Source organism: Andreprevotia lacus DSM 23236 (assembly GCF_900176275.1).
Taxonomy (GTDB): Bacteria; Pseudomonadota; Gammaproteobacteria; order Burkholderiales; family Chitinibacteraceae; genus Andreprevotia; species Andreprevotia lacus.
The window spans coordinates 39,497-64,675 of record NZ_FWXD01000013.1 but is presented as its reverse complement, the minus strand read 5'-3'; the positions used below and the strand labels follow the sequence as shown (position 1 = coordinate 64,675).

The following is a 25,179-nucleotide window of genomic DNA, read 5'->3' as shown; positions in this document are numbered from 1 at the left end:
GACAACGCCCCGCAGGGCGGGGCGTTGCATTGCGCCATGGATCTTAATGCTTGCTGGCGCCTTCGGCCCCGATGCCGGTCATCGAACGGATGAACTGCGGCAGGAAGGCCGCCTGTTCGCTCTCGGCGCGCGGGCTCTTGTCCGTCACCGAGAACAGCCAGGTGAAGAAGAAGGCCAGGGTCATCGAGAAGATGGCCGGGTTGCTGTACGGGAACGGCGCGCTCTTGGCCGGGTTGCCCAACGTGGCTTCCCATACCGGTGGGCCGAGAATGATGAGCACCACGGCCGAGATCAGCCCGATGGCGCCGCCAATCACCGCACCACGGGTGGTCAGCCCGCGCCAGAACATCGACAGGAACAGCACCGGGAAGTTGGCCGAAGCGGCAATCGAGAACGCCAGGCCCACCATGAAGGCGATGTTCTGCTTCTCGAACAGGATGCCGAGCAGGATGGCGACGATGCCCAGACCCACGGTGGCGTACTTCGAGACGCGGATTTCCTGTGCTTCGTTGGTGCGGCCACGGGCGATCACGTTGGCGTACAGATCGTGCGATACCGCCGAGGCGCCCGACAGCGTCAGGCCCGATACCACCGCCAGGATGGTGGCAAAGGCCACGGCCGAGATGAAGCCGAAGAAGTATTCACCACCCACGGCATGCGCCAGATGCACCGCCGCCATGTTGGAACCACCCACCAGCTTGCCGGCGGCATCCTTGAAGGCCGGATTGGTCGAAACCAGCATGATGGCGCCGAAACCGATGATGAAGGTCAGGATGTAGAAGTAGCCGATGAAGCCAGTGGCTACGAACACCGATTTGCGCGCTTCCTTGGCGTCCTTCACGGTGAAGAAACGCATCAGGATGTGCGGCAGGCCGGCGGTACCGAACATCAGTGCCAGGCCCAGCGAAATGGCATCAATCGGATTCGATACCAGTCCCCCCGGCGCCATCACGTTGGCCTTGGCGGCCTTTGCGGCATCGGCAGTCAGCGTCTTGGCCTTGGCGGCCACTTCGGATGCGTCGGCCGCGTGCGTGGCCAGTGCCTTGGCGGCGGCTTCCGATGCGGCGCCAGCCTTGGCCGACAATGCCTGCGCTGCGGCGTGCTTCACTTCGACTGCCGTGGCAAACATGCTTTCCACGCTGAAGCCGACATGACTCAGCACCATCAGCGCCATGAAGGTGGCGCCGGACAGCAGCAGTACGGCCTTGATGATCTGCACCCAAGTGGTGGCCAGCATGCCGCCGAAGGTCACATAAATCACCATCAGCACACCCACCAGCACCACGGCCAAGGTGTAGTTCAAGCCGAACAGCAACTGGATCAGCTTGCCGGCGCCCACCATTTGCGCGATCAGGTAGAGCGCGACGGTGAACAGCGTGCCGGTGGCAGCAAAGGTGCGCAGCGGGGTTTGTGCCAGGCGATACGAGGCGACGTCGGCAAAGGTGAACTTGCCGAGGTTGCGCAGGCGTTCGGCGACCAGGAAGGTGATCAGCGGCCAGCCGACCAGGAAACCGATCGAGTAGATCAGGCCGTCATAGCCCTTGTCGAACACCAGTGCGGAAATGCCGAGAAAGGAGGCTGCCGACATATAGTCGCCGGCAATCGCCAGACCGTTCTGGAAGCCGCTGATGCCGCCCCCGGCGGCATAGAAATCCTTGGCAGAACGGGTGCGCTGGGCAGCCCAGTAGGTGATGCCCAAGGTCAGCGCCACGAACACGATGAACATGGCGATGGCATGAAGGTTCACGCCTTGTTTTTCCACCGGGCCATCGATGCTGCCTGATGCCCAGACGGAGGCGTTGACCAGCAGGCCGGTGGCCAGCAGACCAAGGCGGGTTTGCAATGAACGCATCATTGGCGGGACTCCTCGACCAGTTCCTTGGTCAGTTGGTCGAATTCGGTGTTGGCGCGGCGCACATAGATGCCGGTCAGCACGAAGGCTGACACGATGACGAACAGACCGACCGGGATGCCGACAGTGGTGACGCCACCTGCCGACAGTGGCTTGCCCAGTGTCTCGGGCGAGAATGCGATGGTCAGGATGAACCCGTAATAAATCACGAGCATCACCACCGACAGGCACCACGACAGCCTGCCTTTCTTGTGTACCAGTTCCGCGAATTTGGGATTGTTCTGTATCCGCTGGATCAATGCTTCATCCATGCCCTGCTCCTCAATGTATGGCCGGAAGGCTGCGTCCGCAGCTGCCCGGTTTTGGTGCTTGCGATGCCGGTGTCGCGACAGCGCAATACCGGTGAGCGAAATCCGCCGTGCGGGCAGGATTGCTGCCTTACTTTAGGAGTGGGGGCTTTCTCCCATCCAATTGGAATTATTGATAGCAGAAATCAGGATTTTTGATGTTGCGTTGCCCCATCCTTACCAAACTGTGTGTAATCCTCATTTTACGACTACATATACCATTCGGGTGCGGATGCACCGCTTGCGTGCTTTAGGGGATAATCCCTAGTCAGAAAGCGGGATTTTGAAGACCGAGGCCGATGGAACTTTACCAACTACGCACCTTTGTTGCGGTCGCGCAGCAGGGACACCTGACCCAGGCTGCCGAGCTGCTGCACCTGTCGCAACCGGCTGTTACGGCGCAGATCAAGGCGCTGGAGGAAGAGCTGGGCGTGTCGCTGTTCGAGCGCTATCCGGGGGGGGTGCAGCTCACCGAGGCCGGCAAGACCCTGCTGCCCGATGCGGAGCAAATGCTGGCGTTGTCGCGCAGCATGCTCAATCGCGCCAAGTCGCTGGTGGCCGAGCCCAAGGGCAAGGTGCGCATCGGCACCATAGGCGTACCGGCACGGCTCAAGCTCGGGCCATGGCTGGCCTGCCTGAAAACACGCTATCCGCTGCTGACGGTGCAGACTGCGCACGGCATCTCGGGCAGCGTGCTGAACGAGGTGCGCAAGAAAACGCTGGATGGCGGTTTTTATCTGGGCCGCAACCCCTACCAGAACGTGAACACGCTGCCGCTGACCGAAATCCGCTTCTGTGTGGCCTTGCCGCCACAGCGGCGCGAGGAGCTGGAGAATGCGGATTGGCGCGAGCTGGGCCGGGCGCCATGGCTGGGGGTGTCGCAGTTTTCCAGCATATCCGCCATCACGCAGGAAGTATGGCGCATGCAGAACATCGCCCCGCGCAAGGTGGGCGAATCGGATGAAGAGGCCGTACTGGTCGAGCTGGTGAAATCCGGCCTGGGTGTGGCGCTACTGGCCGAGCGCACCGCGCACCGCTTTGCGGCGGATGGTTCGATTGCGCTGTGGCGCGGCGGCGAGACGGTGATCTCCGCGCCGCTGCAGTTCATCTACTCGGCCGAGCGCGAGGAAGACCCGCTGCTGGCCATGCTGCGCGAAACACTGCTGGAGGTCTGGCAGCCCAGCGGCGAATAAGCGCGGCGCTTGCTTGCGCAATGGCGCATCGGCGGCCGCTGGCATGCGGCTTGATCACCAAGGCTGCTGCGACCACATGGCGCTGGTGCGCCAGGCGGCCTATTTCTTGGTATCGACGTGCTGCTTGATCAGCCGGCCTACCAGCGATTTGCTGGTGGCGCCCTCGTCACCCTTCAGGTCGGACGAATCCTTGCCAAAGCGGTCGGGCGAGCCTTTCTTGCGGATGTTTTCCTTGATGCGCACGGCGGCAAGGCGCTGCAGGTCAAAATGGTTGATCGGCATGGTGGTTTTCCTGAGTGGCGATGCCACAGCGTACTAAATAAAAACCCCGCCGAAGCGGGGTTTTCGAGTATGCGGCACCGGAGCAACAAGCTTATTTAAGCTTGGTTTCCTTGTACAGCACATGCTTGCGGGCAACCGGATCGAACTTCTTGATCTCCAGCTTTTCCGGCATGGTGCGCTTGTTCTTGGTCGTGGTGTAGAAGTGACCAGTACCAGCGGACGACTCGAGCTTGATCTTTTCACGCATGATTCTTTCCTACCTTACAGTTCGCCGCGGGCGCGCAGGTCGGCCAGAACGACGTCGATGCCGTTCTTGTCGATGGTGCGCAGGGCAGCGTTGGAAACGCGCAGGCGCACCCAACGGTTTTCGCTTTCAACCCAGAAACGGCGGGATTGCAGGTTCGGGAGGAAACGACGCTTGGTCTTGTTGTTGGCGTGGGAAACATTGTTCCCGGACATCGGACGCTTGCCGGTGACCTTACATACTCGTGCCATGATAAAAATTCCTGACTTCGGAAAAAGCGGATTTATAACATGATCCGCTGTTCGGGTTCAAGCCCAATTGTGGGCGAAGGTGACACCGACGCAACAATGCACTGCATCGGGCGGGGTGTTCATTCGTGTGCGGGGGCCAGCACAGTACGGTTGCCGTTGGTTTCCATCGGGCTGACCAGGCCGGCCTGCTCCATCTGTTCGATGAGGCGTGCGGCGCGATTGTAGCCGATTCGCAGCTGCCTCTGCACGGAAGAAATCGATGCCTTGCGGCTTTTCAGCACAAATGCCACGGCTTCATCGTACAAGGCGTCGCCTTCGGTCCCTTCGGTGCCGCCGCTTTCCCATGGCGCGCCGCCGCCTGCAGCCTCGGCTTCAAAGCCGCCGTTGAGGATGCCGTCGATGTAATCCGGCTCGCCGGTCTGCTTGAGGTGCTCGACCACGGCGTGTACTTCATCATCGGCGCAGAAGGCGCCATGCACGCGCTGCGGATAGCCGGTGCCCGGCGGCAGGTAGAGCATGTCGCCCTGGCCCAGCAGCGCCTCGGCGCCCATCTGGTCGAGGATGGTGCGCGAATCGACCTTGCTCGAGACCTGGAAGGCAATGCGCGTCGGGATATTGGCCTTGATCAGGCCGGTAATCACGTCCACCGACGGGCGTTGCGTGGCGAGGATCAAGTGGATGCCGGCGGCGCGCGCCTTCTGTGCCAGCCGCGCGATCAGTTCTTCAATCTTCTTGCCGGCCACCATCATCAGGTCGGCAAATTCATCCACCACCACCACGATGAAGGGTAGGTGTTCCAGCGGCTCGGGGTTGTCCGGCGTGAGGGTGAACGGGTTGGTCAGCCTCTGGCCGGCTTTTTCGGCATCCTTGATCTTCTGGTTGTAGCCAGCCAGGTTGCGCACGCCCAGGCTGCTCATCAGCCGGTAGCGTTTTTCCATCTCGGCCACGCACCAGTTGAGCGCATTGGCGGCCAGCTTCATGTCGGTGACCACCGGGGCCAGCAGATGCGGGATGCCGTCGTACACCGACAGTTCCAGCATCTTCGGGTCAACCATGATGAAGCGAACTTCCTCCGGCGTGGCCTTGTACAGCAGGCTGAGGATCATCGCATTCACCCCCACCGACTTGCCCGAGCCGGTGGTGCCGGCCACCAGCAAATGCGGTGCCTTGCCCAGATCGGTGACGATGGGTTTGCCGGTAATGTCCTTGCCCAGCGCCATGGTGAGCCTGGAGCTCATATGGTGATAGGGCTCGGATGCGATGATTTCGGACAGGCGTATGGTCTGGCGCGACGGATTGGGCAGCTCCAGCCCCATGCAGGTCTTGCCGGGGATGGTTTCCACCACGCGGATCGATACCAGCCCCAGCGCGCGCGCCAGATCCTTCATCAGGTTGACGATCTGCGCGCCCTTCACGCCAACGGCGGGCTCGATCTCGTAGCGGGTGATCACCGGGCCGGGGTAGGCCGCGATCACTTTCACCTGTACGTTGAAGTCGGCCAGCTTGCGCTCGATCAGGTTGGAGGTGAACTCCAGCGTTTCGGTGCTGATGGTTTCCTGCGCCACCGGCGCGGGGGCCAGCAGCGACAGCGGCGGCAGGGCATCGTTGCCCTGCTTGGGGGCCGGGCGGGCAGCGGGCAACTCGTCCAGCTCGAACAGGCTGGGTTGTGCGGCTTGCCGTTCGGCTTCGATCTGCTGTTTTTCCTGCGCCTTCTTCTCCTTTTCCAGCTTGCGCTCGGCGGCGGGCGCCACTGGTACTTCGAGCTGCGCGGCTTCAATCTTGATCGGTGCGTGTTCTTCCTGGCGCTTTTTCTCTTCGGTGACCTTGATCTTGCGGTCCTCGGCGGCTTGGCGGCCGATCTTGCGATCCTGCGCGGCGGCCCAGCGGTCACGCACGCTGGCGTACATCCACTCCAGCACGCTGCCGGTGCGTTCCATTACATCCAGCCACGACACACCGGTGAACAGCGAGAAGCCGATGCCGAAGACCGCCACCAGGGTCAGCGTGGCGCCAGCAAAGCCCATGCCGTGCAGCAACCAGCCGCCCAGCGCGTAGCCAAGAATGCCGCCCGGCGCATCGGGCAGGGGGATTTTCAGCGAGTGCAGGCGCAGTGTTTCCAGACTGCAACTGGCCAGCAGCATGAAGGCAAAGCCGGTGCAGGCAAAGAAAATGACCGGGCGCGATGATTCGGTATTCACGCGGTCTATGCGGCGATAGCCCCACAGGATGGCAGCCAGGCAGAACGGCACCCACCACCAGGCAGACAGGCCGAACAGTGACAGGAAAATATCCGCCACGCGTGCGCCCAGCCAGCCACCACGGTTCCTGATCTCGGCCTGCGTGGCGCTGTGCGACCAGCCAGGGTCGGACGGGTGATAGGTGGCCAGTGCCAGCACCAGATACAGCACCACGGCCACCAGCAGCAGCCACCACGATTCGCGCAGCAGATTGGCCAGCGGCGCGGGCAGCGCCGTGCGGGTGGAGGCGTTCGCGACGTTCTTCTTGCGGAATACGGCCATTGGCGGACAGCTTGTTTCGTTGATGAGCGATTATAGCCACACCACGCCTGCCGCAGCGTTGCGAGTTGAGGTCAACCGTCATCCGGTTGCGCACACCCGCCCGGCTTTGGCAGCATGTTGTTTTGCTGTCGATCCCGCCCCCATGAATACTTCCCGCCCCGTAGTCTTGCTGACCACCCCCTTGTTGCCGTCGCTGCAGGTTGCCGTTGAACGTGATTTCACCACCGTGCCGCTGTGGCAGGCGGCTGACCGCGCCGCCGTGCTGGCCCTGCATGCATCCGACGTGCGCGCCATCGTCACGACCAGTTTTGTCGGTGCCGATGCCAATCTGATTGCCGCGCTGCCGAATCTGGAAATCATCACCAGTTTTGGCGTGGGTTATGACTCGATCGATATCGCCGCCGCAAAAGCCCGCGGCGTGCGGGTGACCAATACGCCGGGGGTGTTGTGCGAAGGCGTGGCCGACTGTGCGCTGGCCTTGCTGCTGGCCGTGTCGCACCGTATCTGCGAGGCCGACCGCTTTGTGCGCGCCGGCCGCTGGCCGCAGGGCACTTTCGGCCTCGGGCGCTCTCCGGCCGGCAAGACCTGTGGCATCGTCGGCATGGGCGGCATCGGCCGCGCGGTGGCCAAGCGTGCCGAGGCCTTCGGTATGCGCATTGCGTATCACGGGCCGCGCCGCAAGGATGATGTGGCCTATCCCTATTACGCCGATCTGGTCGCGCTGGCTGCGGTGTCCGATTATCTGGTGCTGGCATTGCCGGGCGGCGCCGATACCGTGCACACCGTGAATGCGGCGGTGCTGGCCGCGTTGGGGCCGCAAGGCGTGCTGATCAACGTGGCGCGTGGCTCGGTGGTGGATGAAGTCGCGCTAGTGCAGGCGCTGCAGGATGGCATGATTGCCGGCGCCGGGCTGGACGTGTTCGAGGATGAACCGGACGTGCCGGCCGCCTTGCTCGGCATGGACAATGTGGTGTTGCTGCCACATATCGGCAGCGCTACCGAGGAAACCCGCAACGCGATGGGCGAGCTGACCTTTGCCAATCTGCGTGCGTGGGCGGATGGTGCGCCCTTGCTCACGGAAGTGCTGTGAGGCCGAGCTAGTCCAGAAAACGCGCCTGCCAGTTGAGGAACTGCTGGTAGGCGTGCGCCGAGTAGCTTTCCCGGTCGGCAAAATCGGCCGGGTAGAGCGGGTCGAATACGTGGTAGTTGGCGGTGTGATTGGGCGCGGTGATGATGGCGCGGATTTTCTGCAGCAGGGTCTCGCCCGGCGCCCACTCGAAGGCCTCTTGTGCCTCGTAGTGCAGGAATACCGGCACGATGGGTACGCCGGTTTCCAGTGACACGGTGAAGGCGCCGTAGAGGAATTTCTCCCACAGCCGGCGGCCCTTGCAGCCGCCCTCGGGGTAGAGTGCGATGTTCCGGCCGCCCTTGACGCCCTCTATCATCGCCTGCAGCGCGGCCTGGCGCGAATCCTTGCTCTCGCGCTGCACGAACAGTGTGCCGGCAGCCTCGGCAATGCGGCCGACGAACCACCAGTCGCGCACTTCCTCTTTGGCCAGGCTGACCACCGGAAACAGCGCGGGAATGCCGACATCCTCGAAGGCAGACGGGTGGTTGGCAATCAGGATGAAATGCTCGGGCAGCGGTTTGCTTTGATGTTGGTGCAGCCGCAGCTCGACCCCCAGTGCGCGCACAAAGCAGCGGCACCACGCGTGGAACAGCGCGGGGTAGAAGCCGGCAAGCCAGCGCAGCGGCAGCCGTGCCAGCAGCATCATCAGCAGCGTGAACAGCACCAGGTCCAGCCATGCGGCCAGTTGCTTGAGTCGTGCCAGCAGCCAGAGCATGCAATCTCCGGGCGGAAGGAATACTTACAGGATAAACCCGGCCAGCTTGTTTTCCAGCAAACGTGGATTTTCACCATTGGCGATGGTGACCAGCCCTTCCAGCATCATTTCGCGGCGGCGGATTTCGATGTTGATGTGGTGGCGCAGCTTGTTGGAGATAGGCAGGAAAATCAGGTTGGCCGAGCCCACGCCATAAATGGTGGCGACAAAGGCCACGGCAATGCCGGCGCCCAGCTTGGACGGGTCGGTGAGGTTTTCCATCACGTGGATCAGCCCCATCACCGCGCCCAGAATGCCGATGGTGGGGGCATAGCCGCCGGCCGATTCCCAGATTTTGGCCGCAGCGCGGGCGCGGGCCTCGAAGGCATCCACATCCAGCTCCAGCGCACGGCGTATGGTTTCCGGCTCGGCACCGTCCACCAGCATGGTCAGGCCACGTTTGACGAAGACATCCTTTTCGCTGCCGACATAGGCTTCCAGCGACAGCAGACCGCCACGGCGGGCGTGCTGGGCCCAGTTCACCAGCGTGGTGAGCACGCGGCGGAAATCATGCGTGGGCGGGACGAAAATCCACTTGGCCATCTTCACGCCGGCCATGAAGTCATCCAGCCGGCTTTGCAGCATGACCGCGCCGATGGTGCCGCCCATCACGATGATGAAGGCGGTCAGCTGGAACAGCGAGGCAATGTGTCCGCCTTCCAGCCATTGGCCGAACACGATGGCGGTAATGCCGAGGATGAGGCCGGCGATGCTGATTTTATCCATACGTCTCCGCGTTTACCGGGCGAGCCAGTCTTTGACCTTGCTGCGCAGGCGCGCAATCGCCTGGCTGTGCAACTGGGATACGCGCGATTCGGATACCCCGAGCACCGCGCCGATTTCCTTGAGGTTGAGTTCTTCGTCGTAATACAGCGCCATCACCAGTTTTTCGCGCTCGGGCAGGCTGTCCAGCCCGGCCACCAGCAACTTGCGAAAGCCGGCATCGGACAGCGATTCAAGCGGATTGGCATCGTGATCGGCCACGAACTGGTCCAGCGTATCGTGGCTGCCGCCGTCCTCGTCGTCAAAATCGTCGTAATACAGCAACTGGTGGCCGCGTGCGTCGCCCAGCCGCAGCTGGTATTCCTCCAGCGCAATACCCAGCAGCTGTGCCACCTCGGTTTCCTGCGGTGCGCGGCCCAGCGCCTGCTCAAGCTTGTGCACGGCGGCTTCGATTTCGCGCATGTTGCGGCGGGCCTGGCGCGGCATCCAGTCGGCGCTGCGCAGCTCGTCCAGCATGGCGCCGCGTATGCGTTGCGTGGCAAAGGTTTCGAACTGCACGCCGGCGTTGGGATCGAAATTGCGTGCCGCTTCCATCAGCCCCATCAGGCCGACCTGGATCAGGTCATCGACTTCCACGCTGGCGGGGAGCCGGGAGACCAGGTGATAGGCAATCTTGCGGACCAGCGGTGCATGTTGCTGCACGCGATCGTGTTCGCTATCGCTCTGGGTCTTGCGGTAAAGATGGAGGGCGCGTTGGGTCGGCATGGAATCAATTCGGTATGCGGCTTTGAGTTTAGCCGAGCCCGCCAGCAGTGGCGAGCCGGGAAAAGCCGCAACTGTGTTCAGCGTGCCTGATAAAGCGCCGTTTCCACGTCGCCCAGCAGGCTGGCCAGTGCCTGATCGGCCGCTGCGGCGATACTGTCGGGTGTAACTACGGCCAGTGGTGCGCTGGCGCTGAACTGGCGGTCCAGCAGCAAGGCTTGCGAGTTTTCGTCCTCCGCACGCAGTCGAAGCTCCAGTTTTACGGCGCGTGCCTTGGCATCGCGCAGGTCCACGTCAAGGCGGGTCAGCTCACCCACCAGCCGCACCTGGGCCGGCAGCGGGCCGGGGCCGATTACGTGGCGGGCGATGCCGCTGGCCGCCAGCCAGTCCTGCAGCCGGTTGCCCACCTGCAGGGCCGGTGCCGATACCAGGCCGCGATACGGGTCGCTGACGTAGCGCTGCGCGGTTTCGCGATAGACGAAGTAGGGCGTGTCGTACGGCGGGCTGGCGCGCAGCGGCAGCAGGCGCAAGGTGTCGTAGCGTGCCGCCAGCGGCGCGCCACTGCGGCTGGCCGACAGCAGGTATTGCGTTTGTTGCGGCGGCGTTTGCGGCGCGGCGCAAGCACCCAGCAGGGCGCCGGCGAGGAGAAGGCAGAGAAGGCGTGCGTAGCGGGTCATGGGGTCGGCAACGGGTAGGGTTGCGGCGGGGCGCCGAACAGCAGGCTGGACGGATTGCTGCGGGTCTGCCCGATCAGCAGGCGCAGCTCGCCGGTGGCGGCGTGCAGGTTGTCGAGCGTGGATTCAAGCTGCTGGTCGCGGTTGGCGACGAGCTGATCCAGCCGGCGTGTCAGATGCTCCAGCTGGGCCAGCGTGGCGGGCAGATCGGGGTTCTCCATCACCTTGCGTGCGGCGCGCGCGGCAGCGGCCAGATCGGCCGGCGCGCTGGCCAGTGCCGGGTCGGTCAGCAGGGTGCGGACGGCGCGATTGGTGTCGCGCAGTTCGCTCATCAGCGCCAGTGCCTGCGTGCCGGTGTCCTTGATCGGCGTGGCCTTGAGCTGCTTGAGCAGTTCCAGCGTGGCCTCGCTGATTTCTTTGGTGTGCAGGTCGTTCAGCGCCTTGTTGCTGCTGTCCAGCGTGCGGTTGAGCTTGGTGATGGTGTCGTCGAAATTGATGCGTTCCAGCTTGGAAACCAGGTTTTGTGCCGCAGCCACGATCTGCACCACGGCACTGCGGGCCGACGGGATGTAGAGCGCCTGCGGTTGCCAGGCAATGGGCAGCGGCGGGTTCTTGGCCGGGTCGGTGAAGTCGATTTCCAGATAGTTGGTGCCGGTCAGCCCCTGTGGTGCGATGCGCACGCGCAGGCCGCGGGCGACTTCCTCGGCCAGCTGGCTGGAATCGGGCAGCTTGGCGCTGCCGAATAACTCGGGCTGCAGCTTGGATTCGACGAGCACGTACTGGCTGCGCGCAGCGGCGGGCTGGTCGAGCTGGTATTTGGTGTGGGTGAAGGAAATCTTGCTGATTTCGCCCACGGTCACGCCTCGGTATTTGACCTTGGAGCCGACATCCAGCCCCTGCACCGATTCGTCGAAATAGGTCTCCATCAGTACGGTCTTGGTAAACCAGCTGCCGGCGCCAAAGGCCACCAGCAGGATGCTGCCGAAGATCAGCGCAGTCAGGACGAAGAGACCAAGGCGGAAATGGCCGGCGTTGGGGTTCATGCGGTTTCCCGGTGGAAGAAGCGCCGTACCGGCGCACTGGGCGGATGATCGCGCAGTTGCTGCGGTGTATCGAGGGCAATCATGCCTTGGGCTGATTTATCCAGCATCAGCGCGCGATCGGCAATGGCAAATATGCTGGCCAGCTCGTGGGTGACCACCACGAAGGTCAGCCCCAGGGTGCCTGCCAGCCGCTTGATCAGTGCATCCAGCTCGGCACCGGTGACCGGGTCCAGCCCGGCCGACGGTTCATCAAGGAACAGGATGCGCGGGTCCAGCGCCAGCGCACGGGCAATGGCCGCGCGTTTCTGCATGCCGCCCGACAGCGCGGCCGGCATGTAATCGGCATAGTTCTCCAGCCCCACCTGCCGCAACTTGAGCCGGGCCACCAGTTCGCGTGCGGCCGGGTCGAGGCTGGTGAACTCGTTCAGCGGCAGCAGCACGTTCTCCAGCACGGAGAGCGAGCCGAACAGCGCGCCCGATTGATAGGCTACGCCAAAGCCGCGCATCAGCGCTTGCCGTGCGGCGCCCTCGCTGGCGGTCAGCTCTGCGCCATCGAGCCAGATACGGCCGGCGGCGGGGCGCTCCAGCCCGATCAGGTGGCGCAGCAGCGTCGATTTGCCGCAGCCCGAGCCACCGAGAATGACGAAGACCTCGCCGGCCTGCACGCTGAACGACACGTCGCGCAATACCGTGACCGGGCCATACGCGCAGGTGAGTTGTTCGACACGGATGATGGGCTCGCTCATGGCTCACCAGCCCAGATAGTAGTAAGCGAGGGCAAACAGGCCATCGGACACGACGAGGAACACCAGCGAGGTGACGACGGCCGAAGTGGCTGCATCGCCCACCGCCTGCGCGCCGCTGCCGGTGCGCAGGCCACGCCAGCAGCCGATGGCAGCAATGCCGAAGCCGAATACCGCCGCCTTGAACAGGCCACCGACATAATCGGTAAGCGCCACTGTTTGCGCGGCTTGCGAGAACGCAGTCTTGAGCGGGATATCCAGCGTCAGCAACACCAGTCCGCCGCCGAATAGCCCGATCACTTCGGCCAGCACTGTCAGCAAGGGCGTCATCAAGGTGACGGCCACCAGACGCGGCAGCACCAGGAAGCGCATCGGGTCCAGACCCATGGTGGTGAGCGCATCGATTTCCTGATTGGTCTTCATCGTGCCCAGCTCGGCGGCAAAGGCTGCGCCGGTGCGGCCGGCCAGCAGCACGGCCGTCATCAGTGGCGACAGCTCGCGCACCAGCCCGAGGCCAACCAGATTGGCGACAAACAGCTCGGCGCCGAACTGCTTCATCGGAATGGCGGACTGGAAAGCGAGGATCACGCCCAGCAGAAAGGAAATCAGCCCGACGATGGGCAGCGCATCGGCGCCGGCGCGGCCAGCTACATCCAGCGTGGCGGCATAGCGGAAGCGCTGCGGCGACAGCAGCAGGCTGCGCGCGGCCACGGTGATGCCGCCCAGAAAGGCGATGCGGTCTTGCACCGAGGCTAACGTGCGCGCGCTGACGCGCCCGAGCACTTCGATCCAGCCGGCACGGCGTGCGGTGGCACGCTGCGCCAGTGGCTGGTCGGGGCGCAGTGCCTGCAGCATGGCAGCGTAACCGTCGCTCAGTCCGTCGATGCGGATACCGCGCTGACTCAGCTCGAACAGCAGCGCAATACCGGCGCCATCGCAGTAATCGACCGCGCTTGCATCGACTGTGGTGGCCGCGCTGCTGCGCGCTGCAGGCCAGATAGCGGCGCAACCGGTCGCATCCAGCCGGCCGGACAGCAGCAGGGTATCGTCACGCAGGGTGAGGGTGGCCGTCATGTGGCAGTCCCCGGTCGGGCGGGTGCCTTACCGTGCAGCAACGAGCGGGCAGGGTAGTCCGCGCGGCGCGTCATCAGTGATGCAGGCGATCGGTCAGGATGCGGCTGGATTCGACCAGCCGGTAAACGAAATCGGCTGGCGTATCGGCACCGCCCGCCGGCTGGCGCCAGCGCAGCATGGCATCGGCCAGCTGGCGGAAGGCATGGCCTGATTCCGCCTCGGGGAAGGCTTCCAGTACCGTTTTGCCCAGCCGCGTGGCGCGCTTGAGCAATTCGTCCTCCGGCACAAAGCCGATCAGCCGCAGCTTTACGGCGCTGCCCAGATAATCCTGCGCCACACGCTTGATGCGCTGGTAGAGGAAATTGGCCTCGGTCAGGCTGGCCACGCGGTTGACCAGGATGCGGAACTCGCGCCGCGCGTACTCGGTGTACAGCAGCTTGATGGTGGCATAGGCATCGGTGAGTGATTCGGCACGCTCGGACACGATGACCACCACGTCGTCGGCCGCCAGCGACAGGCTGGGTACGCCGGGGCCGGTGGCCGGGCGGGTGTCCAGTAGCAGGAAGTCGGCATCGCCAGTGATCGATTCGAACTCGCTCCCCAGCCAGGCCAGCTCGCGCTCGTTCAATGCGCTCAGCGTTTGCGGGCGGGCGGAGACAGGCAGGATGCCAAAGCCACCGGGTGCCTGGATCAAGGTGTCTGCCAGTGAGGCCTCGCGGCGCACGGCGGCCTCGAAATCGTAGCGCTGCGTCAGTCGCAGCCGGTGCGCGGCATTGGTCAGGCCGTTGTATTCATCGAGCAGAATGACTTCGCGCTGGCGTTCGGCCAGCGCGGCGGCAAGGTGGATGGCAATGGTGGTGGTGCCGATGCCACCACGCCCGCCGCACAGGCTGACGCTGCGGCAGGTGCCGGGCGCAACCATGGCGCGCAGGCCGGCAGCCTGGTCTGCCCACGGCTTAGCCACGGATGCCACCCAGATTGAGCTTGATGTCCTTGTCGCTGCTCACGCCCGATGCACCCATGAACAGCGGGTATTCATCGTTCTGCAGCTGGAAGGCTTTTTGCGTTTCACCGCGGAAGGTGCGGTCGATCAGGTAATCGATGCGGGCGCCGTGCAGGTCTTCCGGCACGCGCTGGCCGTTGGTGATGAAGTGCAGCTTGAGCTTGTGGCGGATGGCGACATCCAGGCAGCCGCCCAGGCTCATCGCTTCGTCGAGTTTGGTGACGATGCAGCCGGCCAGATGCTGGTTCTGGTAGCGGCGCGCCACATCGTCCAGCGTGGCGGGTGCGGCGTTGGCGGCAAGCAGCAACAGCGTCTGCACCTGATCCTGCTCAAAGAGCTTGAGCTGCTGGCCGACGCGGGTATCGCGCTGGCCCATGCCGACCGTGTCGATCAGCACCAGATGGCGGTCGGACAGGTCAGCCAAGGTCAGCTCAAGGTCGGTATCGTCGCGGATTTCGTGCACCGGCACGCCGATGATGCGGCCGTAGATGCGCAATTGGTCGTGCGCGCCGATCCGGTAGCTGTCGGTGGTCAGCAAGGCCACCGATTCGGGGCCGTACATCAGCGCGCAGCGCGCGGCCAGCTTGGCCACCGTGGTGGTCTTGCCGACACCGGTCGGGCCGATCAGTGCATAGGTACCACCATTGGTAATCAGGTCTTCGCCATTGCTGGCGGCAGGCAGGTTGTGTGCAATCGCAGCCTTGATCCAGCGCAGCCCCTGGTCGAAGCCAAGACCGGACGGCATCTTGTCGATGAGTTGGCGGGCCAGCGCGGGGCAGAAACCGACGGCCAGCAACTGGCGCAAGGCTTCGAGCTTTTCCGGCGCGTGCTTGGCCAGCTCGCCCCAGGCCATACCGGCCAGCTGGCTTTCCAGCAGTCCGCGCAGCATGCGGATCTCGCGCGCGATGTCTTCCATCGCCTCCTTGTCGGCCACCGGGGCGGCCGGCTCGGCGGACTCTGGCGCTTCGTCCTCGAAGCGGAAGGTGGGCATTTTTTCCGGCGGCCGGCGCGGTGGCACCGGTGCGGGCGCCGGTTGTGCCGCCTCAATCAGCTGCTGGCGCGCAACGGCAAAGTCCTGCAGCGTTTGCGGCTTGGGGCGGTTGCTGCGGACCAGCAGCGGCTCTTCCCGGGCGGGGGGCGGCGGTTCGGTCGGCACGTCGTCCAGCGTGGGTTCTTCGTCGTCGTCCGGAATGGCGTAAGAGCGCGCAATGGCCTTGGACACCGGCGCGGCGGCCGGTGGCTCTTGTGCGCTGCGCATCAGACGGGCGCCATTCTGCACGGCGCGCGGCGACGGCTTGGGGGCCGGTTGCGCGGTTTGCGTGCTGGTGATGGCTGCCACGTCAGCGTCGGCCACGGCCATGATCTCGATGCCGCCGCCTGCTACCTGGCGGTTCGACAGGATGAGCGCGTCCGGGCCAAGTTCATCCCGAACCTGGCGGAGCGCATCGCGTGTCGTGGCACCGTAAAACTTTTTGACGACCATGTCCGGTTGCTGTTGTCTCTGGTTAAGGGCGGATTATGCCTGTTTTGCTGCGTTTGCCGCTGATTTGCCTTGCGCGCTTAGCCTGCCGCACCCAAGACGCCGACGATGCGGATGGTCTTGCTGTCCGGAATTTCCGTATGCGCGATCACCCGCAGATTGGGTATCGAGCGCCGCAGGAAGCGGCTCAGCATCGGCCGCAATTGTCCCGGCGTGATCAATACCGTATTCAAACCCTGCGCTTCCATCTGCTCGGTCAGCTGCGAGGCCTGCTTGAGCAGCCGCTCTGCCAGCCCCGGTTCCAGCCCGCCTTGCGATTTGCCGGCAGCGGCCGACATCAGGATGTTTTCCAGCTGTGGTTCCAGTGCAACGACAGGCAGCTCGTCCTCGCCGGGGAACAGCTGGTGGATGATCGCGCGACCCAGCGCCACCCGCACGGCGGCGGTCAGATCATCGATATCCTGCGTGCGCACGATCTGCTCGCCCAGTGTTTCCAGTATCGTCCTCAGGTCGCGGATATGCATCCCTTCTTCAAGTAAATTCTGAAGAACTTTCTGCAAGGTGCCAACCGGTATCACTTTTGGTACCAGGTCTTCGACCAGTTTTGGCGCTTCCTTGCCGAAATGATCGAGCAATTGCTGCACTTCCTCGCGGCCGAGCAATTCGGCGGCATGGCTTTGCAGCACGTTGGAGATATGCGTGCCGACCACGGTGGAGGCATCGACCACGGTGTAGCCCATGGCCTGGGCGTTGTCGCGCAGGCTGGCGTCCACCCAGATGGCGGGCAGCCCGAAGGTGGGGTCTATGGTTGGCGTGCCGGGCAACTGGCCCACGGCGTTGCCGGGGTTGATGGCCAGCCACTGGCCGACGTAGGCCTCGCCCATGCCCACGTCTACGCCCTTGAGCTGGATGCGGTACTGGTTGGGCTTGAGTTCGAGGTTGTCGCGGATGTGCACGGCCGGCACCAGAAAGCCCAGCTCCTGCGCGATCTTCTTGCGTATGCCGCGTATGCGCCGCAACAGCTCGCCATCCTGGTTGCGGTCCACCAGCGGAATGATGCGGTAGCCGACCTCCAGCCCCACCGGGTCGACCGGCTGTACGTCGTTCCAGCCCACTTCCTGCAGCGGCTGCTCGCCGGGCGGCGCGCCGCCACCGCCGGGGGCTGCACCGCCGGGTTGCCCCGGGCCGGCCTTGGGTTCGAGTTGTTTTTTCTTTTCCTGTTCGTCCAGCCACCATGCCAGTCCGCCTGCCATGGCGGCCATCAGCAGGAAGGCAATATGCGGCATGCCGGGGATCAGGCCCAGTACGGTCATCACTGCAGCGGTCACGTACAGCACCTGCGGTTTGGCAAACATCTGCCCCAGTAGTTGCTCGGACAGGTCGCTGTCGGTGCCAACGCGGGATACCACCACACCGGCGGCCACCGAGATGATGAGGCCGGGAATCTGCGCGACCAGACCGTCACCGATGGTGAGCAGGGTGTAGGTCTTGCCCGCTTCGGCAAAGGCCAGATCGTGCTGCACCATGCCGACGATGAGGCCGCCGACGATGTTGATCAGCATCACCATGATGCCGGCGACCGCATCGCCACGCACGAATTTGCTGGCACCGTCCATGGAGCCGAAAAAGTCTGCTTCCTGCGCGATGACGGCGCGGCGCTTGCGCGCGTCCTCTTCGCCGATCAGGCCGGCGTTGAGGTCGGCGTCGATGGCCATCTGTTTGCCGGGCATGGCATCCAGCGTGAAGCGGGCGCTCACTTCGGCGATCCGCCCGGCACCCTTGGTAATCACCACGAAGTTGATGATGGTGAGGATGATGAAGGCAATGATGCCGACGGTAAGGTTGTCGCCAATCAGCACGTGGCCGAATGCCTCGATCACCTGGCCGGCCGCGCCAGCACCGGTGTGGCCCTCGGTGAGCACCAGCTTGGTCGAGGCCACGTTGAGCGACAGCCGCAGCAGCGTGGTGAACAGCAGCACGGTGGGGAAGCTGGAGAACTCCAGCGGCTCGCGCGTGTACAGGCTGACCATCAGCACGATGATCGAAATGGCGATATTGAAGGTAAAGAAGAAGTCCAGCACCGGCGAGGGCAACGGCAGGATCATCATGCCGAGTACCATCAGTACCAGCGCGGGGCCGGCCAACCGGGTCAGATTGAAATTACGCCACACGTGTCGTTCCAGGCCTGTCTGCTAGTGCGCCGGCATCATTCGACGCCGCCCGGGTCCAGCTCGCCGGGTACGGGCAAATCGTCATTCAGCTGCGGCTGCTCGCCGCCGTGGCGGTGCCACTGCTTGAGCTGGTAAATGTATGCCAGTACTTCGGCTGCCGCAGTATACAACGCGGCGGGGATCTCCTCGCCCAGTTCGGTATGATGATAGAGCGCGCGGGCAAATGGCGGCGTGCGCACCACCGATATCTTGTTGTCCCTGGCGATATCGATGATGCGCTCGGCCAGCAGGAAGGCGCCCTTGGCCACCACTATAGGCGCACGCATTTCCTCGGTGTAGCGCAGTGCCACCGCATAGTGGGTCGGGTTGGTGACAACGACATCCGCCTTGGGGATTTCGCTCATCATGCGCTTGCGCGCGGCCTCGCGTTGCAGTTGGCGAATGCGCCCCTTGACCTGCGGATCGCCTTCCGATTCCTTGGCTTCCTGCTTGACCTCTTCCTTGGTCATGCGCAAGCCCTTGGTGTAGTCCCAGAGCTGATAGGGCACGTCGATGGCGACGATGATGATCATCGAGCCGGCCACCAGCAGCAAGGTAAAGCGGATCATCTGCCACAGGTAAAGCAGGCCGCTGTCGGGCGGCATGTTGATCAATTGCAGGAACTGGTCGCGCTCGTGCCAGATCACCGCAGCTGCCACCCCGCCGATCAGGCCGGATTTGAGGATAGCCTTGCTCATCTCTACCAGCGCGCGCACCGAGAACATGCGGGCAATGCCCGACATCGGGTTCATGCGCGCGAAGTTGGGCGCGAGCGTTTCAAAGGTGAACAGCCAGCCGCCGATCAGCAGCGGCGCGGCGATGGCGGCCAGTGCCGTGGTGGCGAATACGGGCAAGCAGGCCATCAGCGCGGTACGGCAGGCGGCGGTGAAGTGCTCGCCCATGATCTTGGGGTTGGCCAGCGTGGCGTGATCGAAATTCAGCTCGGCCCGCATGATGCCCGACAGGGTATGGAACAGGTCGGGCGCGCTGCTCAGGAAGGCGATCAGGCCGCCCATGACCACCGCAAAGGTCACCAGCTCTTGCGAGCGCGGAATCTGCCCCTTGGCGCGGGCTTCATCCAGCCGTCGCCCCGAAGGCGGCTCGGTCCGTTCGAGATCGGAATCTTCGGCCATGCTGCCTCCTTCAGCGGTGTGGGGTGGATGGGGTCGCCACGGGCTGGCGCGGGATTTGCTTGATCAGTTGCAACCGTATCAGGAGTTGCCCCATGACCAGTGCAGTGAATTTCATCGCCAAGCTGCCCAATGCATCATCCCAGAGTACCAGCAAAGCGGGCGATCAGGGCGGCGAGGGTGGCTTCGATCAGGCGCTGAACAAGGAAATGACCCCCAAGCCGGCAGCAGGCCAGGGCAGCACGCCGACGACGGCCCAGCCCGCCACGCAGCCGGCGACGCCGCAGGATACCGGGCCGGACACCACGGCGGTGCAGACCCAGGTCGTAGACCCGCAGGCTGCGGCCCAGGCATGGCTGGCCATGCTGCAAAGCATGCAGCAGGCGGTAGCCCAGCCGCAGTTGCCGCAGACGCAGGTCAAGGGGAGTGAGGTGCAGGCGCTTGCCGGTAATCTCCTCATCAACGGCAAGGGGAGCAAAGACAGCAAGGATGCCAAGCTGGGTGATGTGCTGCTGGGCGCGGGCAAGGACGGCAAGGGTGCCAAGGCCAGCGATCTGCTCGCCGCTGCCGGCGATGGCAAGGAGCAAAAGGCGGAAGATATTGCCGGCCTGGGGAAAAGCTTGCCGCAACTGGACGATGACAAAGGGCAGGATACCGCCGGCGATTTCTCGCGCCAGCTCAGCCAGCATCTGACCGCCGCGCAGAACAAGCCGCGCACCGATGATGCCGCTGCAACGGCCAAGGTGCCCACCCACACGGTACAACCACAGGTGGGCAGTGACCGCTGGGGTGATGCAGTTGCGCAACGCGTGTCGCTGATGCTGAGCAAGCAGGAGCAGCACATCGAGATGCAGCTTAATCCGCCGCATCTGGGGCCGATGGAGGTCAAGCTGTCGATGGCGGCTGATCAGGCCAGCGTGACCTTTACCTCGCAGCACGCCAATGTGCGCGAGGCGCTGGCCGCCGCCACGCCCAAGCTGACCGCGCTGCTGGCCGATCAGGGCATCACGCTGGCCAATGTGCAGGTGGCATCCGACTCGCTCAACCAGCAGGCACAGCAACAGGCCAGCCAGTTCAGTCAGTTTAATCAGCAGCCCGACGGACGCGAGCAGCGCCAGCCCGGCTATGCGCAGGCGGGCAACGCCGGCCTTGATCGTGGCGCGCTGACAACCAGCAATCTGGGTGAAATTCGCGTGCCGGTAGCGCGCAGCGGGCTCAATCTTTACGTCTGATTGCTGCGACCGGATACGACATAGTCAAAGTCATCTCTGAAGAGCTGGCGCTTACTGCTTGTTTTGGCTCGTTTTTTGCATTATAAAGAGCTGAGCGTGCAAGCGCCTGATGCCCCAGCTACGCCTGGGGCATTTATACTTGCGCACCCCGTTTGCGATCAGGTGACTAAAAACATGGCTGAAGCCAAGAGCGATGCCCCCAAGGGCAAGAAGAATTTCCTGCTGATCATCGTGATCGTGCTACTGCTGGTATTGCTGTTGGTGGTGGGTGGTGTTGCCGCTTTCCTGCTGATGGGCAACAAGGATGCATCGGTGGACGAAGCCGTGGCCGAGGCCGCGCCGCATGGCCAGGAAGCCGCCAAGCCCGAGAAGAAAAAGAAGAAGGAAGAAAAGAAGGACGCGCACCCGCCCGTGTTTGAAAAGCTGCAGCAGGTGACGGTCAATCTGAGCAACGGCGATCAATCTGCCGTGTTGCAAACCGACATTTCGCTCGAAGTCGCCGATAGTGAAACATCGGAGAAGGTGAAGCAGTACTTGCCGAAAATCCAGGGGCAGATCAACCTGTTCCTGAGCGCGCAAAAGCCGGACGATGCGCGTGATGTGAGCAAACGTGACAAGCTGGGCAAGGACATACGCAAGCTGGTCAACAAGATACTCGGCGTGGAAGGGGAGGACGAGGGCGTGCTTTCCGTTAATTTCACTACATTTATTGTGCAATAAGCCGATAAACCGGTTTAGATAGTCAACGGTGACGGATTAGAGCATGGCAGACGATATCCTTTCCCAGGAAGAGGTCGACGCGCTACTGCGCGGTGTGACCGGGGAGGAGGACAGCGGCGACGATCAAGTCGACGCGTCGTCGGTACGCGCCTACGATATTGGCCGGCAGGAGCGCATCGTCCGTGGCCGGATGCCGACGCTCGAAATCATCAACGAGCGTTTTGCCCGCTACCTGCGTATTGCGCTGTTCAACTTCATGCGCCGCAATGCCGAAATCTCGGTCGGCCCGGTGCGGGTGCAAAAGTACAGCGAATTCATCCGCAACCTCGTGGTGCCCACCAACCTCAACCTGATCAACATGAAGCCGCTGCGTGGCACCGGCCTGTTCATTTTCGATCCCGACCTGGTATTCCTGGTGGTGGACAACCTGTTCGGCTCTGATGGTCGTTACCACGTGCGCGTGGAAGGCCGTGACTTCACGCCGACCGAGCAGCGCATCATCCAGCGCCTGCTGGAGGTGGTGTTCGAAGAATACGAAAAAGCCTGGAAGCCGGTGTTCGAATGCGAGTTTGCTTACCAGCGCTCGGAAATGAACACGCAGTTTGCCAACATTGCCACGCCGACCGAAGTGGTGGTGGCCTATACCTTCAAGATCGAGTTGGGCTCGGGCGGTGGTGATTTCCACGTCTGCTTCCCGTATTCGATGATCGAACCGATCCGCGACATGCTCTACAGCACCATGCAGGCCGACCGTATCGAGGCCGATACGCGCTGGGTCAGCCTGCTCAAGAAACAGGTGCAGGGGGCCGAGGTTGATCTGGTCGCCAATCTGGGCAACGCGCGCATCACGCTGGGCGACATCATCAACCTGAAAGCCGGTGACGTGATCTCGATGGACGTGCCCGAAGCCATCGTGGCCGAGGTGGACGGCGTGCCGGTGCTCGAATGCAAGTATGGTATCCTCAACGGCCAATATGCATTGAAAGTGAACCGCATCCTGAACGGGCCGGAGGCCGAAAGTTCAGGCCAGGACGGTCAGGGAGAGGGCAATGGCTGAAGATAACGCATCGCAGGATGATGATGCAGCAATGGACGATTGGGCCGCAGCCATGGCCGAGCAGGCCGAGGTAGAAGCAACGGCTACCGAAACGGCAGGTGCAGCCCCTTCCATGCAGGCTGCCGATATTTTCGAGCGCTTCGACACCCCGCAAATTGCCGGCAACACCTCCGGCAACATCGACATGATCCTGGACATCCCGGTCACACTGACCGTGGAGCTGGGCCGCACCAAGATTGCCATTCGCAGCCTGCTGCAACTGGCGCAAGGCTCGGTGGTCGAGCTTGACGGCCTTGCCGGTGAGCCGATGGACGTGCTGGTCAACGGCTGTCTGATCGCACAGGGCGAAGTCGTGGTCGTCAACGACAAGTTCGGTATCCGTCTTACCGACATCATCACGCCGGCGGAGCGCATTCGCCGTCTGCACAAATAATGCGCGCAGTCTTGCGCGCGCTGGTCTTGCCGGGTCTGTTGCTGTGCGCCGTGGCGCAGGCTGCGGGCGATGCGTCGGGTGCCAGTGTGGCCTCTGCGGCCGCTAGTGCTGCCAGCATGGTCAGCGCAGTTCCGCATGTTGCTGCCGCCAGCGTGCCGCTAACCAGCTACGCGCCGCCTTCATTGGCAGGGCAATTTACCCAGGTCGTGTTTGCCTTGCTGCTGGTGCTGGCCCTGGTGGTGGCTGCAGCCTGGCTGATGCGTCGTTTTTCCATGCTGCCCATGGCGGCCGGTACACGTTTGCGCGTGGTATCGGGCGTGATGGTCGGCCCCAAGGAGCGCGTGGTGATCGTGGAAGTCGACGATACCTGGCTGGTGCTGGGTGTAACCGCGCAAGCCGTCAACAAGCTGCATGAGCGGCCCCGGCCCGAGCAGGCCGCCGCCAGCCCGGCGCCGCTGCCGCCGTTTGCCGATTGGCTGAGCAAGGCGCTGCAGCGCAAGGGGCAGGCATGAAGCGCTGGCTGCCCATCCTGTTGCTGCTGATCAGTGGTGCCGTGCTGGCTGCCGATCCGGGCATCCCCTTCATGTCGGCCACGCCGGCGGGCGGCAGCACCAACTATTCGCTGCCGATCCAGACGCTGCTGTTCCTGACGGCGCTGACCTTTTTGCCGGCGCTGCTGCTGATGATGACGGCGTTCACCCGCATCGTCATCGTGCTGTCGCTGCTCCGCCAGGCCATGGGTACGATCCAGGCGCCGCCCAATCAGGTGATTATCGGCTTGTCGCTGTTCCTCACCTTTTTCGTGATGGCACCGACCTTGGACAAGGTGTATTCGCAGGCGTACCAACCGTATGCCGAGCAGAAAATCGGCTTCAACGAGATGCTCGACAAAGGTTCGGTGCCGCTGAAGGAGTTCATGCTCAAGCAGACGCGGCAGAAGGATCTGGGCTTCTTCCTCGATGTATCGGGCATGAAGCGCCCGAACGGGCCGGAGGATGTGAGCCTGCGCGTGCTGGTGCCGGCCTTTGTAACCAGTGAACTGAAAACGGCATTCCAGATCGGCTTCCTGGTGTTCATTCCCTTCATCATCATCGACTTTGTGGTGGCCAGTATCCTGATGGCCATGGGCATGATGATGGTGTCGCCAGTGATCATTTCCTTGCCGTTCAAGCTGATGCTGTTCGTACTGGTGGACGGCTGGACCCTGCTGATGGGGTCGCTGGTGCAAAGCTTCCTGCAGGGTTAGCCCATGACGCCGGAAACAGTCATCACGGTCATACAGCGCGCGATGGAACTGCTGGTTCTGCTGGCGGGGCCGATGCTGCTGGCTGCGCTGGTCACCGGCCTGATCGTGAGTATTTTCCAGGCCGCCACGCAGATCAACGAAGCCACGCTGTCGTTCATCCCCAAGCTGCTGGTGGCGTTCCTGGTGTTTCTGCTGGCCGGGCCGTGGATGATTGAAACCGCCATGGATTACACTATCCGGTTGTTTCAGAGCATTCCGCAGCTGATAGGTTGAGCGGGGTGTTTACCGTTTCGCAGGTGCAGATCGAGCAGTGGCTGGCGCTGTTCCTGTGGCCCTTCCTGCGCATCTTCGGCATGCTGCTGACCGACCCGTTTTATTCCAGCCGTTCCATCTCGGCCACCGTCCGTATTGCACTGGCCATCCTGCTGGCGATTCTGGTGGCGCCGCTGCTGCAGCCCATGCCGGCGGTGCCGGTGGTGTCGCCTATCGGCATCATGATAGGCATCAACCAGCTGCTGATCGGGCTGATGATCGGTTTTACCGCGCGACTGATGTTCACTGCTGTCGAAATGGCCGGCCACCTGGCCGGCTTGCAGATGGGGCTGAGCTTTGCCACCGCCTACGACCCGCAACATGCGTCGCAAGTGCCCATCGTGGCGCAGTTCCTCAGTCTGGTGACGCTGTTGTTGTTTCTGGCGCTCAACGGCCATCTGGTGATGATACGAGTGGTGGTGGACAGCTTCAGCCAGGTGCCGATCGACCCGCAGCCGCTGGCGGCAGAGGGGTTGCGGCTGCTGGCCGATCGGGGTGCCACGGTGTTCCGGCTGGGTATGTTGTTGTCGCTGCCGGTGGTGGGGGCGCTGCTGATCGCCAACCTCGCGATTGGCGTGATGACGCGCGCCGCGCCGCAGCTCAACGTTTTTGCGGTGGGTTTTCCGCTCTTGCTGGGTATCGGGCTGGGTGCCCTGTATCTGGTGTTGCCTTACTATCCGCCCTATATCGATTTCATGATTGGCGATCTGACGCGCTTTCTGGCGCAGATGCTCAAGGCGCTGCACCGCTGAGCGCAATGCCCGGC

At 63.2% G+C, this 25,179-nt stretch carries 27 protein-coding genes; 10 read left to right on the top strand and 17 right to left on the bottom strand.

The genetic code is table 11. The features are described 5' to 3' along the window. Positions 1-43: 43 nt before the first annotated feature. Entirely contained in the window at positions 44-1,852 is a 1,809-nt protein-coding gene (locus B9A19_RS12115) for a cation acetate symporter (protein WP_139798812.1), read from the bottom strand. Continuing rightward, positions 1,852-2,163 carry a DUF485 domain-containing protein gene (locus B9A19_RS12110; protein WP_084091058.1) on the bottom strand — a complete coding sequence of 104 codons (312 nt, stop codon included), beginning with the start codon at positions 2,161-2,163 and terminating at the stop codon, positions 1,852-1,854. Before B9A19_RS12110 ends, B9A19_RS12115 begins: the two co-directional genes overlap by 1 nt. Positions 2,164-2,498: 335 nt before the next feature. Between B9A19_RS12110 and B9A19_RS12105 the strand changes: the two genes are divergently transcribed. Further along, positions 2,499-3,392: a LysR family transcriptional regulator gene (locus B9A19_RS12105; protein WP_084091057.1), complete on the top strand. Its 894-nt coding sequence runs from the start codon at positions 2,499-2,501 to the stop codon at positions 3,390-3,392. Between the two features lie 99 nt (positions 3,393-3,491). Here B9A19_RS12105 and B9A19_RS12100 read toward each other — a convergent pair whose 3' ends face one another. The 4 genes from B9A19_RS12100 to B9A19_RS12085 all read right to left on the bottom strand — a co-directional run bounded on the left by B9A19_RS12100 (position 3,492) and on the right by B9A19_RS12085 (position 6,688). Continuing rightward, positions 3,492-3,674: a hypothetical protein gene (locus tag B9A19_RS12100; RefSeq protein WP_084091056.1), complete on the bottom strand. Its 183-nt coding sequence runs from the start codon at positions 3,672-3,674 to the stop codon at positions 3,492-3,494. A gap of 91 nt (positions 3,675-3,765) precedes the next feature. Further along, a complete protein-coding gene (gene rpmG, locus B9A19_RS12095) occupies positions 3,766-3,921 on the bottom strand; it encodes a 50S ribosomal protein L33 (protein ID WP_084091055.1) in 156 nt (51 codons plus the stop codon). A gap of 14 nt (positions 3,922-3,935) precedes the next feature. After that, the gene (rpmB, locus tag B9A19_RS12090) at positions 3,936-4,169 is read right to left on the bottom strand and encodes a 50S ribosomal protein L28 (protein WP_084091054.1); all 234 of its coding nucleotides are present in this window, start codon (positions 4,167-4,169) and stop codon (positions 3,936-3,938) included. 119 nt (positions 4,170-4,288) lie between these two features. After that, positions 4,289-6,688: a DNA translocase FtsK gene (locus B9A19_RS12085; RefSeq protein ID WP_084091053.1), complete on the bottom strand. Its 2,400-nt coding sequence runs from the start codon at positions 6,686-6,688 to the stop codon at positions 4,289-4,291. A gap of 142 nt (positions 6,689-6,830) precedes the next feature. On the opposite strand from B9A19_RS12085, the gene B9A19_RS12080 reads away from it, so the two are divergent. Then, positions 6,831-7,778, top strand: coding sequence for a 2-hydroxyacid dehydrogenase (locus B9A19_RS12080; protein ID WP_084091052.1), 948 nt, complete (start codon positions 6,831-6,833; stop codon positions 7,776-7,778). Positions 7,779-7,785: 7 nt separating this feature from the next. Here the strand turns inward: B9A19_RS12080 and B9A19_RS12075 are convergent, their stop codons facing one another. The 11 genes from B9A19_RS12075 to flhB all read right to left on the bottom strand — a co-directional run bounded on the left by B9A19_RS12075 (position 7,786) and on the right by flhB (position 19,416). Further along, a complete protein-coding gene (locus B9A19_RS12075) occupies positions 7,786-8,532 on the bottom strand; it encodes a lysophospholipid acyltransferase family protein (protein WP_084091051.1) in 747 nt (248 codons plus the stop codon). 24 nt (positions 8,533-8,556) lie between these two features. After that, positions 8,557-9,297, bottom strand: a complete 741-nt coding sequence (locus B9A19_RS12070) for a flagellar motor protein (RefSeq protein ID WP_084091050.1) — start codon at positions 9,295-9,297, stop codon at positions 8,557-8,559. Positions 9,298-9,309: 12 nt separating this feature from the next. After that, a complete protein-coding gene (locus tag B9A19_RS12065; protein WP_084091049.1) occupies positions 9,310-10,059 on the bottom strand; it encodes an RNA polymerase sigma factor FliA in 750 nt (249 codons plus the stop codon). A gap of 77 nt (positions 10,060-10,136) precedes the next feature. Beyond that, positions 10,137-10,733 carry an ABC-type transport auxiliary lipoprotein family protein gene (locus B9A19_RS12060; protein ID WP_084091048.1) on the bottom strand — a complete coding sequence of 199 codons (597 nt, stop codon included), beginning with the start codon at positions 10,731-10,733 and terminating at the stop codon, positions 10,137-10,139. Beyond that, on the bottom strand, positions 10,730-11,773 hold the full coding sequence (locus tag B9A19_RS12055; RefSeq protein WP_084091047.1) for an MlaD family protein: 1,044 nt from the start codon (positions 11,771-11,773) through the stop codon (positions 10,730-10,732). Before B9A19_RS12055 ends, B9A19_RS12060 begins: the two co-directional genes overlap by 4 nt. Further along, positions 11,770-12,519, bottom strand: a complete 750-nt coding sequence (locus B9A19_RS12050) for an ABC transporter ATP-binding protein (RefSeq protein ID WP_084091046.1) — start codon at positions 12,517-12,519, stop codon at positions 11,770-11,772. The genes B9A19_RS12055 and B9A19_RS12050 overlap by 4 nt, the downstream gene beginning before the upstream one ends. Before the next feature lie 3 nt (positions 12,520-12,522). Further along, positions 12,523-13,590 (bottom strand): ABC transporter permease, encoded by a 1,068-nt coding sequence (locus B9A19_RS12045; RefSeq protein ID WP_084091045.1) that lies wholly within the window; start codon positions 13,588-13,590, stop codon positions 12,523-12,525. Positions 13,591-13,663: 73 nt separating this feature from the next. After that, on the bottom strand, positions 13,664-14,554 hold the full coding sequence (locus B9A19_RS12040; protein ID WP_139798803.1) for a MinD/ParA family ATP-binding protein: 891 nt from the start codon (positions 14,552-14,554) through the stop codon (positions 13,664-13,666). Next, positions 14,547-16,076, bottom strand: a complete 1,530-nt coding sequence (gene flhF, locus B9A19_RS12035; protein ID WP_084091043.1) for a flagellar biosynthesis GTPase FlhF — start codon at positions 16,074-16,076, stop codon at positions 14,547-14,549. Before flhF ends, B9A19_RS12040 begins: the two co-directional genes overlap by 8 nt. 77 nt (positions 16,077-16,153) lie before the next feature. Next, positions 16,154-18,193 (bottom strand): flagellar biosynthesis protein FlhA, encoded by a 2,040-nt coding sequence (gene flhA / locus B9A19_RS12030; protein WP_373278012.1) that lies wholly within the window; start codon positions 18,191-18,193, stop codon positions 16,154-16,156. 86 nt (positions 18,194-18,279) lie between these two features. Continuing rightward, positions 18,280-19,416, bottom strand: a complete 1,137-nt coding sequence (flhB, locus tag B9A19_RS12025; protein WP_084091041.1) for a flagellar biosynthesis protein FlhB — start codon at positions 19,414-19,416, stop codon at positions 18,280-18,282. 92 nt (positions 19,417-19,508) lie between these two features. On the opposite strand from flhB, the gene B9A19_RS12020 reads away from it, so the two are divergent. The 8 genes from B9A19_RS12020 to fliR all read left to right on the top strand — a co-directional run bounded on the left by B9A19_RS12020 (position 19,509) and on the right by fliR (position 25,165). After that, the gene (locus tag B9A19_RS12020) at positions 19,509-20,645 is read left to right on the top strand and encodes a flagellar hook-length control protein FliK (protein ID WP_084091040.1); all 1,137 of its coding nucleotides are present in this window, start codon (positions 19,509-19,511) and stop codon (positions 20,643-20,645) included. A 174-nt stretch (positions 20,646-20,819) separates the two neighbouring features. After that, positions 20,820-21,365, top strand: coding sequence for a flagellar basal body-associated FliL family protein (locus B9A19_RS12015; RefSeq protein WP_084091039.1), 546 nt, complete (start codon positions 20,820-20,822; stop codon positions 21,363-21,365). 43 nt (positions 21,366-21,408) lie between these two features. Continuing rightward, positions 21,409-22,422, top strand: coding sequence for a flagellar motor switch protein FliM (fliM, locus tag B9A19_RS12010; RefSeq protein WP_084091038.1), 1,014 nt, complete (start codon positions 21,409-21,411; stop codon positions 22,420-22,422). Then, positions 22,415-22,855, top strand: coding sequence for a flagellar motor switch protein FliN (gene fliN, locus B9A19_RS12005; RefSeq protein WP_084091037.1), 441 nt, complete (start codon positions 22,415-22,417; stop codon positions 22,853-22,855). The genes fliM and fliN overlap by 8 nt, the downstream gene beginning before the upstream one ends. Beyond that, a complete protein-coding gene (gene fliO, locus B9A19_RS12000) occupies positions 22,855-23,367 on the top strand; it encodes a flagellar biosynthetic protein FliO (RefSeq protein ID WP_245804333.1) in 513 nt (170 codons plus the stop codon). Before fliN ends, fliO begins: the two co-directional genes overlap by 1 nt. Continuing rightward, positions 23,364-24,101, top strand: a complete 738-nt coding sequence (fliP, locus tag B9A19_RS11995) for a flagellar type III secretion system pore protein FliP (protein WP_084091036.1) — start codon at positions 23,364-23,366, stop codon at positions 24,099-24,101. The genes fliO and fliP overlap by 4 nt, the downstream gene beginning before the upstream one ends. A gap of 3 nt (positions 24,102-24,104) precedes the next feature. Next, positions 24,105-24,374 carry a flagellar biosynthesis protein FliQ gene (fliQ, locus tag B9A19_RS11990; protein WP_084091035.1) on the top strand — a complete coding sequence of 90 codons (270 nt, stop codon included), beginning with the start codon at positions 24,105-24,107 and terminating at the stop codon, positions 24,372-24,374. 5 nt (positions 24,375-24,379) lie between these two features. Then, positions 24,380-25,165 carry a flagellar biosynthetic protein FliR gene (gene fliR, locus B9A19_RS11985; RefSeq protein WP_084091116.1) on the top strand — a complete coding sequence of 262 codons (786 nt, stop codon included), beginning with the start codon at positions 24,380-24,382 and terminating at the stop codon, positions 25,163-25,165. Positions 25,166-25,179: the final 14 nt, after the last annotated feature.

Bases quoted from the DNA above. Each gene is read 5' to 3' on its own strand.
- B9A19_RS12115 (WP_139798812.1), bottom strand. From the start codon at position 1,852: ATGCGTTCATTGCAAACCCGCCTTGGTCTGCTGGCCACCGGCCTGCTG.
- fliO (WP_245804333.1), top strand. From the start codon at position 22,855: ATGCGCGCAGTCTTGCGCGCGCTGGTCTTGCCGGGTCTGTTGCTGTGC.
- B9A19_RS12020 (WP_084091040.1), top strand. From the start codon at position 19,509: ATGACCAGTGCAGTGAATTTCATCGCCAAGCTGCCCAATGCATCATCC.
- B9A19_RS12050 (WP_084091046.1), bottom strand. From the start codon at position 12,519: ATGAGCGAGCCCATCATCCGTGTCGAACAACTCACCTGCGCGTATGGC.
- fliN (WP_084091037.1), top strand. From the start codon at position 22,415: ATGGCTGAAGATAACGCATCGCAGGATGATGATGCAGCAATGGACGAT.
- B9A19_RS12055 (WP_084091047.1), bottom strand. From the start codon at position 11,773: ATGAACCCCAACGCCGGCCATTTCCGCCTTGGTCTCTTCGTCCTGACT.
- B9A19_RS12045 (WP_084091045.1), bottom strand. From the start codon at position 13,590: ATGACGGCCACCCTCACCCTGCGTGACGATACCCTGCTGCTGTCCGGC.
- B9A19_RS12075 (WP_084091051.1), bottom strand. From the start codon at position 8,532: ATGCTCTGGCTGCTGGCACGACTCAAGCAACTGGCCGCATGGCTGGAC.
- B9A19_RS12110 (WP_084091058.1), bottom strand. From the start codon at position 2,163: ATGGATGAAGCATTGATCCAGCGGATACAGAACAATCCCAAATTCGCG.
- fliP (WP_084091036.1), top strand. From the start codon at position 23,364: ATGAAGCGCTGGCTGCCCATCCTGTTGCTGCTGATCAGTGGTGCCGTG.
- B9A19_RS12070 (WP_084091050.1), bottom strand. From the start codon at position 9,297: ATGGATAAAATCAGCATCGCCGGCCTCATCCTCGGCATTACCGCCATC.
- B9A19_RS12085 (WP_084091053.1), bottom strand. From the start codon at position 6,688: ATGGCCGTATTCCGCAAGAAGAACGTCGCGAACGCCTCCACCCGCACG.
- flhB (WP_084091041.1), bottom strand. From the start codon at position 19,416: ATGGCCGAAGATTCCGATCTCGAACGGACCGAGCCGCCTTCGGGGCGA.
- fliM (WP_084091038.1), top strand. From the start codon at position 21,409: ATGGCAGACGATATCCTTTCCCAGGAAGAGGTCGACGCGCTACTGCGC.
- flhF (WP_084091043.1), bottom strand. From the start codon at position 16,076: ATGGTCGTCAAAAAGTTTTACGGTGCCACGACACGCGATGCGCTCCGC.
- B9A19_RS12060 (WP_084091048.1), bottom strand. From the start codon at position 10,733: ATGACCCGCTACGCACGCCTTCTCTGCCTTCTCCTCGCCGGCGCCCTG.
- B9A19_RS12105 (WP_084091057.1), top strand. From the start codon at position 2,499: ATGGAACTTTACCAACTACGCACCTTTGTTGCGGTCGCGCAGCAGGGA.
- rpmG (WP_084091055.1), bottom strand. From the start codon at position 3,921: ATGCGTGAAAAGATCAAGCTCGAGTCGTCCGCTGGTACTGGTCACTTC.
- B9A19_RS12080 (WP_084091052.1), top strand. From the start codon at position 6,831: ATGAATACTTCCCGCCCCGTAGTCTTGCTGACCACCCCCTTGTTGCCG.
- B9A19_RS12015 (WP_084091039.1), top strand. From the start codon at position 20,820: ATGGCTGAAGCCAAGAGCGATGCCCCCAAGGGCAAGAAGAATTTCCTG.
- fliQ (WP_084091035.1), top strand. From the start codon at position 24,105: ATGACGCCGGAAACAGTCATCACGGTCATACAGCGCGCGATGGAACTG.
- flhA (WP_373278012.1), bottom strand. From the start codon at position 18,193: ATGGTACTCGGCATGATGATCCTGCCGTTGCCCTCGCCGGTGCTGGAC.
- B9A19_RS12100 (WP_084091056.1), bottom strand. From the start codon at position 3,674: ATGCCGATCAACCATTTTGACCTGCAGCGCCTTGCCGCCGTGCGCATC.
- rpmB (WP_084091054.1), bottom strand. From the start codon at position 4,169: ATGGCACGAGTATGTAAGGTCACCGGCAAGCGTCCGATGTCCGGGAAC.
- B9A19_RS12065 (WP_084091049.1), bottom strand. From the start codon at position 10,059: ATGCCGACCCAACGCGCCCTCCATCTTTACCGCAAGACCCAGAGCGAT.